At 44.0% G+C, this 6,843-nt stretch carries 7 protein-coding genes and 1 other RNA gene; 4 read left to right on the top strand and 4 right to left on the bottom strand.

Translation table 11 applies throughout. The features are described 5' to 3' along the window. Positions 1-154: 154 nt before the first annotated feature. Positions 155-994, bottom strand: coding sequence for a reverse transcriptase-like protein (locus PX482_RS14830; RefSeq protein WP_147070040.1), 840 nt, complete (start codon positions 992-994; stop codon positions 155-157). A gap of 221 nt (positions 995-1,215) precedes the next feature. Here PX482_RS14830 and PX482_RS14825 point away from each other — a divergent pair, with 221 nt between their 5' ends. The 4 genes from PX482_RS14825 (at position 1,216) to PX482_RS14810 (ending at position 3,798) form a co-directional block, all read left to right on the top strand. Then, positions 1,216-1,458 carry an Asr1405/Asl0597 family protein gene (locus PX482_RS14825; RefSeq protein WP_288023258.1) on the top strand — a complete coding sequence of 81 codons (243 nt, stop codon included), beginning with the start codon at positions 1,216-1,218 and terminating at the stop codon, positions 1,456-1,458. Between the two features lie 44 nt (positions 1,459-1,502). Then, positions 1,503-2,078 (top strand): (2Fe-2S) ferredoxin domain-containing protein, encoded by a 576-nt coding sequence (locus PX482_RS14820; RefSeq protein ID WP_002759670.1) that lies wholly within the window; start codon positions 1,503-1,505, stop codon positions 2,076-2,078. A 122-nt stretch (positions 2,079-2,200) separates the two neighbouring features. Beyond that, entirely contained in the window at positions 2,201-3,055 is an 855-nt protein-coding gene (purU, locus tag PX482_RS14815; protein WP_002759669.1) for a formyltetrahydrofolate deformylase, read from the top strand. A gap of 113 nt (positions 3,056-3,168) precedes the next feature. Then, positions 3,169-3,798, top strand: coding sequence for a DUF3782 domain-containing protein (locus tag PX482_RS14810; protein ID WP_288094159.1), 630 nt, complete (start codon positions 3,169-3,171; stop codon positions 3,796-3,798). 36 nt (positions 3,799-3,834) lie between these two features. Here PX482_RS14810 and PX482_RS14805 read toward each other — a convergent pair whose 3' ends face one another. From PX482_RS14805 to PX482_RS14795, 3 genes are all read right to left on the bottom strand, one after another. Beyond that, positions 3,835-5,106: an MFS transporter gene (locus PX482_RS14805; RefSeq protein WP_288122619.1), complete on the bottom strand. Its 1,272-nt coding sequence runs from the start codon at positions 5,104-5,106 to the stop codon at positions 3,835-3,837. A 9-nt stretch (positions 5,107-5,115) separates the two neighbouring features. Further along, an RNA gene (gene ffs, locus PX482_RS14800) (signal recognition particle sRNA small type) lies at positions 5,116-5,212 on the bottom strand. Between the two features lie 86 nt (positions 5,213-5,298). Then, on the bottom strand, positions 5,299-6,435 hold the full coding sequence (locus PX482_RS14795; RefSeq protein ID WP_288094157.1) for a DUF58 domain-containing protein: 1,137 nt from the start codon (positions 6,433-6,435) through the stop codon (positions 5,299-5,301). Positions 6,436-6,843 lie beyond the last annotated feature (408 nt).

Here is a 6,843-nt window from a genome sequence, read left to right as displayed (position 1 = left end):
TAAATCCTGTTTAAAGGGAAGTGGGGTGTGGGGTGTGGGGTGTGGGGTGTGGGGTGTGGGGTGTGGGGTGTGGGGTGTGGGGAGGATAAATGAAATGATCTCCTGTCTCCTGTCTCCTGTCTCCTGACTCCTGCCTCCTGTCTCCTGACTACTATTAGGAGCGGCTAATTTCTTCGAGAATAGCCATCGCTTCTGTCACCCTATCCCTAGGGATAAATAAATGATCGTGATAATAACCAGAAATGACATTGACGCTAATTGCTGCTGCGGCCAGTTTCTCGCTAATTACCGCTAAAAATCCCACCGCCGCTAAACTAGAATGCACAGAAAGAGTAATTTGTCTATAAATATATTTGTACTGCAAATTCTTGCGATCGGCTTGCTGACGGGGAATAATCACCGTTATGCCTTCCTCTTCCTGAAATTGGCAGATAGGGGTTAATTGTAGCTGTTCTAGTCCTGTTGCTGTTAGGGAAGAAAAAACGAATTCTTCGGTATTTAGGACTGGTTTCAGGGATTGGAGCAGAATATCGAGATTAGTTTCGCCTTCCTTTGGTTTTTCTGGCGATTTTTTCGCCGCATCCATACAATGATTGGCAGCAGCGTCAGCCAAACTATTTTTAGCTCGTTCAATCCAGCGCCAGCTAATGCGATCGAATCGGGCAACTAATTGACAAGCACGCTGATAAAAGGGACGTAAACTATCGCTTTTTACCTTCCAGTCTCCCTTAACTTGATTGATGACTAATTGACTGTCTCCACGAATTTCTAGGCTTTTTAAGCCTAATTCTTGAGCTTTTTCCAATCCAATAATCAATCCCGTGTATTCGGCCTCGTTATTAGTGGCTCTCTCCATATATCTAGTCGTGGTCAAGGAATTACCCTCGGCTAAAACTATTACCGCTGCACCGGCTGCTCTCCCCGGATTGCCGCGAGAACCACCATCAAAATAGAGAATTGCTGAATTATCGGTTTTTTGAGCTTTTTTATCCATAATTTTCGTCAATAAATCTTGTTATCTCCATTTTTATCTCTTTGACAATTCTAGGCGGTAGCGATTCCGGGATCGGCAAAGCGGACAAGCAAGATTTTAGCCGATCGCCGCTACCGGGTAACTTTTTTTCTTCAGGTTATTGATAATTATTTGCAGTTGTCGGTTATACTGAGAACATCAGCCTAGAGTTATATTGCTAATAGTTCTCAATTAAAAGCCCCATGAGTACAGACAAATTGCCATCGGAAGGTGAGAAAATCTTCCCTCTTAGTGCTTGGGAGCGCTGGCAGCTCTACCACCGGCTGCAGGCCCTGGACATTGAAGATAAATGCTCGCTCCATAAGCTTTTGCCGGTTCGCATTGATGCCTCCGCTCAACTTTTACAGCTGTGGATTGTCCTGCGACAGGTAGAGGCTTCCCAAAGCTGTTTAATCGGTTGGCAGGAAACCTGTTGGCAGGCATAATCCTTGAGAAAAATTAGCAATCTAAGAGTAAAAAGTGAGAAAGTATGTCAAAATCTGTAACTGCCATGGTTCCCTTTCAAGTGGTCGGTCAATTCCTCGGTTTTGTCCTCAAGGACGGATATAAGGTAAAATACCTGAGAATCAGTGTTGATAAACGAGAATATTGGTTTAAGCCCGAAAAAACACTGCGAGACCACATACCTCTCAATATTGCTCTCCACTCATGGCTAAAAGTGACGGGAGAAAGTAGTCTTTGTTCAAAGAAGGGAAAATTAAAACTGAGGGTACTAGGGATCGAGCATTTATCCGGCGAAAAAACTCCAGAAGTGGCCCCAGCAAAAGCGCAAAAAGCCACCGTCTTAATCTGTCAGAAGTCCGATTGTTGGAAAAATGGCGGTGCGAGAGTCTGCCAAAGGTTAGAGAGTAGTTTAGAGGAAAAAGGACTGGGAGAAGCGGTGAATATTAAATTAACTGGCTGTTTAAAACAGTGCAAAAAAGGGCCGAATCTGGTGGTTATGCCCGATAAAAAGCATTATAATCAGGTAGCTCCCCAAGATGTCCCCTCCCTGATCGAGCGGCATTTTGCCACTTCTGAGCAAGAGAATACTGTATCAGTTTAACCGGAAATTTAATCGGCGATCGCTCTTGACAAATGCTCTTTTATGTGCATCAAAGGGACGAAGTGCCTGAAATTGTAATCAATTAGGGGATAGAAAAAGTCAATTCTTGCCACCGATAATTTATGACTGGTACCACTGCAACCTTGTTAATTTCTTGTCCCGACCAGATTGGTCTGGTGGCGAAAATCGCTAATTTTATCTACGCTAATGGCGGCAATATTATCCACGCCGACCAACACACGGATTTTTCGGCGGGATTGTTTCTGATGCGGATAGAATGGCAATTAGAAGGGTTTAATTTACCCCGTGGGATGATCGAACCAGCTTTCGCCGCTATTGCCAAACCTTTGCAGGCTAGTTGGTCCTTACATTTTTCCGATACTGTCCCGCGTCTAGCTATTTGGGTGACAAAACAGGATCATTGTCTCCTCGATTTATTATGGCGACAACACGGGGGAGAAATTAGGGCAGAAATTCCTTTAATTATTAGCAATCATCCAGAATTACACTCAGTTGCCAATCAATTCGGTATTGAGTTTCATCATATTCCCATTACCGCCGAAACCAAGATTGAACAGGAAGCCAGACAATTAGAGTTACTGCGGGAATACCGGATAGATTTAGTGATTTTAGCTAAATATATGCAGGTTCTCACTCCAGATTTTATTAACTTTTTCCCCAATATTATCAATATTCATCATTCTTTTTTACCGGCTTTTGCCGGAGCTAATCCCTATCAACGGGCTTACGATCGAGGGGTAAAAATTATTGGAGCCACCGCCCATTATATCACTGCCGATCTCGATCAGGGGCCAATTATCGAGCAGGATGTGGTCAGAGTTAGCCATCGCGATACCGTGGGAGATTTAATTCGTCAAGGTAAGGATTTAGAAAGGGTGGTGTTAGCGCGAGCGGTCCGTTTACACTTGCAAAATCGCGTTTTGGTTTACGCTAATCGCACGGTAGTGTTCGCTTAAAATGGGATAAGATGTACTTGACAAAAAAGAGAGCATTGAAGCTTAAAAATTAGGAAGTATCGGCGCGATTGACTAAAATAGCAATAGACCAGATCAGAAGGAAAAAATCATCTATGGCAACCACATCCGAAGACGTATGGCGACTCTTAGCCGAATTAACTGCCGCTCAAAAAGAAACTGACAAACAACTCAAGGAAGTCAGTCAACAACAGAAGGAGACTGAACTACTATTGAAGGAAGTTAGTCAACAACAGAAGGAAAACGCCCAACAACAGAAGGAAACTGACAAACAACTCAAAGAACTGGGCAAACAAATTGGGGGACTCGGTGCAAAATTCGGCAGCTTTACCGAAGGACTTGCCCTTCCTTCAATGGAAACGATTCTCAGACAACGCTTTGGTATGGAAGTTGTTAGTCCTAGTGTGCGAGTCAGTAAAGAAGGACAACACCTAGAAATTGATGTTCTTGCCTATAGCAATGGTGAGCTAAATACCGCTTATATCGTTGAGGTTAAAAGTCATGTTAGACAGGAAGATATTACACAATTAAAAAGTATTTTGCCACGGTTTCGCCGCTTTTTTCCTGAACACAAAGATAAAAAACTCTATGGCATATTAGCGGCGGTTCATGTATCCCCGGAATTACGGGAAAAAATTCTGCAAGAAGGGCTTTATGTGGCTCGGATTCATGACCAAGTATTTGAATTAGATATTCCCGATAATTTTCCACCTCAAACCTATTAAATAACCCTGCCCTAGGAAAAACTTTTTCAGTAAGCTTTATTGTAATTGTCCGCGCAGAGCATAACGATCTTTTTCTAAACCGAAAGCGAAGAGAAAAGAATGGCGTATGGTGGGGTTAGAGAGAGTAAAAAAGAGAAAGAGAGCGATAACAGCTAATCCTGACGATAAACTAAACATAGTTTCGTAGGAAATTGCTAAAACCCCCAGAATTGGACCGGCTAAGGCTGTTCCCACATCAAAACCGCCGATACAGATAGAATAGGCCCGGCCGCGTTCTTGGGGCCCAGAGCGATCGGAGATTAAAGCCAGTAACATAGGGAATAAAATCCCCCCTCCCGTACCTTCGAGGATAGCGGCTAAAATTAAAGCGGAGGAAGATCGGGCAGAAGATAGAACCAACATGGATAAACCATAGCAAAAAACGCTAATAGTGATGAATAAACCCCGTCCATAGCGATCACTGGCTCCTCCCGACAAAATCCGTCCGATTACCCCCGATAGTGCCGCATAACTGTAGAATAGACCGGCACTGAAAGGAATCTGATTTTCGAGGAGAAACAGGGGTAAAAAAGCGACTAAACCGCCGAATAAAGTACCGACCAATAGAAAAACTAAGGTAGGGACTAAAAAAGCTCGCTCTTGACATAATGCCCAAAAACTGCGCTCGATTGTCTGATTTTCTGCCTTCATTTGGGCTAATTTTTTCTTGAAGTCCGGTTCTTGAATGGAGAAACTCAGGAGAAAGGCGATCGCTCCCGAAGTGGCGGAAACTAGAAATAAACCGTTATAACCGATCGATTCGTAGAGATAACTGCCTAAAGCTGGACCGATTCCCATGCCTATGGGTGCAGTTAGGCTCATATAACCAATTATCTCTCCCCGTTGACGAACGGGGGAAAAATCCACCACTAGGGTACTGTAACCGGTGGTAAAAGCGGCGATACTGAGACCATGGTAGGCGCGGACGGCGAATAAAGAGGAAAGATCGCGAAAAAATAGATAACCGAGGGGTGCGGTAGCGGCGACAATAGTTCCAAATAAAACCACTAATTTGCGACTGCGGCGATCAACTAGATTGCCTAACCAACTGCGCGATAAAATTAAACCGATAGCAAAGGCCCCCATGACAAAACCGATATCTTGTTTGCTACCGCCTAGGGAGTCAATATAGGTGGGGAGAGTGGGGAGGAGAGTGGTAATACTTATCCAGAAAAACAGCGCCGTGACGAAGAGGAAGAGTAGTTGACGACGAGTTTCGGCAGTAAGTGATCGAAAAGTTTTGAAAGCGTTCACAACAGCGACCGTCACAGGCAACAAAAAGACCCGGAGATCACGCCAGTCACAAGCATCCCGTATTGCTGCTACCTTCCGGTCCTGACAAGGTTAAGGCGTTGCGATCGCATGAGTCCGAGTCTTTTCTATCATAACATCTTTTTCGGGGATACGGGCATTTTTTTCTGGAGAATCTCCTCTCAATCTAGACTATGAACGGAAATTTCCTCAACGAGGGGGTTTTTGCAATTGTTGTTGTAGAGAAGTTTCCGGTTCGATCGCCAATCCGCTAAACTGTCGGATTAAGAGTGAAGGACTCTCCCTAGAATCGGCAGCGAGGAAAAATAACCAACGGCTGCCGGGGGTGAGTTGTTCGATGGAATTGAAGTTACTTGTCAACCAAATTACAGGTAAATTAGGCAGATTAGCATTTTTTTGACTAGCTTTTGCCTCTATAGCCGCTAAAGTTTCTAAAATGACCCTTTCCCCCTGAATTAACCCCGTTTCACCGGTCCAGAGTTTCACATTTAGTTGCCGACGATGGGCATAAAAATAGAGGGAAGCAGCGGCAATAATCGCCCGTTCAAACCTGTCTTCTTGCCAATCACAGAGGGTATCGAGACAGATAATCACTTCCTGTCCTCCCGTTAACACTTCTAATTCCCGAATTTGCAATTCTCCCAAACGGGCGCTAGTTTTCCAGTGAATTAAACGGGTAGAATCACCCTGGCGATATTGTCTCAAGTTACGGGTAAGTCCTTGACTAGCCCTTTGATAATAGCGATTATTTTCTAATTTTTGTTCCATCTCTTGACCGAGGGAATCGATCAGGGGACATTGTTGTAAGGGTAAAATTTGGGGATAAACTAAAGCTTTAGCCGCTGCTTGCTGACAACGACGACACCAAAATAAACCGAGAGGGGCCGCTGTTCTTAATTGTACTTCTTGCCAGTGATAAATACCTCGTTTACTGGTGGGTAAATAATAAGTCCAACGATGGCAACTTTTGGAGGCAATCGCTTCTATTGCGGTTATTTTTGGCCGATCGAGAACTATAGGCAGCAGATCTGTCACTTCTAACAGATTTATCGGCTGATTGCTCGTATTTTCTATCTCTAGGCTAATACTAAGATCGTCTCCTGCACTCACGGGTACAATGGCAAGACGACGCACTTTCAGAGGAAGAAGGGAACGACGGGGTAAAATTATCGATAAAATTAAAACAGCGATCGTCGTGCCAGAGATAGCATACAACCATCCCGCCATGGTATTGGTCGCAGCTCCGAAAAAACAGAGGGTAATGCCAATGATTACCCCCCCACCGTAAGCGGGTAAAATACCGCGATCTTCTAACCAAGTTTTCATAGAGTTTAGTGGTTTTGTCGTCTTTGCTAGAAAGCTAAAAATCAGTCCCACACTTCTAGAATTATCCCAAAAGCCATGATAAACTATCAAGGGGATCGGACTGATCAGCTAAGGGAGTTCTCTTCCTTGCCACTGTTGGGATTTTTCTTAACAAAACTTAACAATTGATGGCAAAATTTTGCTTGCTTTTGTGGGCAGATTTTGCAATAATATTTTAAAAAGAGTTTATTTATAATGGTAATCTGAGCAGTCAGCGATAAACAAAAACATCCCATTGTAAGACAATTATAACCCAAGCCGCCGGCAAAGTCAAGCGCTCACTCCTAATTAGGGTTTGCTGAAAAAGCTTTTCCTGGGGGCAGGGTGTGGGGTGTGGGGTGTGGGGTGTGGGGTTTTACCCATTTTCAG

The sequence above is a fragment of the Microcystis sp. M53602_WE12 genome, assembly GCF_030065455.1.
GTDB classification, from domain to species: Bacteria; Cyanobacteriota; Cyanobacteriia; order Cyanobacteriales; family Microcystaceae; genus Microcystis; species Microcystis aeruginosa.
This window is presented reverse-complemented; position numbering and strand designations above follow the sequence as displayed.